The following is a 521-nucleotide window of genomic DNA, read 5'->3' on the forward strand; positions in this document are numbered from 1 at the left end:
GGGCCGTCCATGAGGAGCTCGCCCTTCTCCAGCCACAGCACCCGGTCACAGGTGTCGCGGATCGATTTGTTGTTGTGGCTGACCAGGAAGACCGTGCCCGCTTCCTTGCGCAGTTCGCGGATGCGGGCCTCGGAGCGGCGCTGGAAGGAGCGGTCGCCGGTGGCCAGCGCCTCGTCGATCATCAGCACGTCATGGTTCTTGGCCGCCGCGATCGAGAACCGCAGCCGGGCCGCCATGCCCGAGGAATACGTCCGCATCGGCAACGAGATGAAATCGTCCTTCTCGTTGATTCCCGAGAACTCCACGATTCCCTGGTACCGCTCGCGGATCTCCTCCTGCGACATCCCCATCGCCAGACCGCCGAGCACGACGTTCCGCTCGCCGGACAGGTCGTTCATCAGCGCGGCGTTGACCCCCAGCAGCGAGGGCTGGCCGTCGGTGTAGACCCGGCCGCTCTCCGGCGGCAGCAGACCCGCGATCGCCCGCAGCATCGTCGACTTGCCCGACCCGTTCGACCCGAT

The 521-nt window shown here is 66.8% G+C and carries 1 protein-coding gene; it reads right to left on the reverse strand.

Translation table 11 applies throughout. The features are described 5' to 3' along the window. Positions 1-521 (reverse strand): ABC transporter ATP-binding protein (locus tag C6N31_RS42440; RefSeq protein WP_198359652.1); only part of this gene is annotated, 521 nt, incomplete at both ends.

Source organism: Streptomyces fildesensis, from assembly GCF_016107395.1.
Classification (GTDB): domain Bacteria; phylum Actinomycetota; class Actinomycetes; order Streptomycetales; family Streptomycetaceae; genus Actinacidiphila; species Actinacidiphila fildesensis.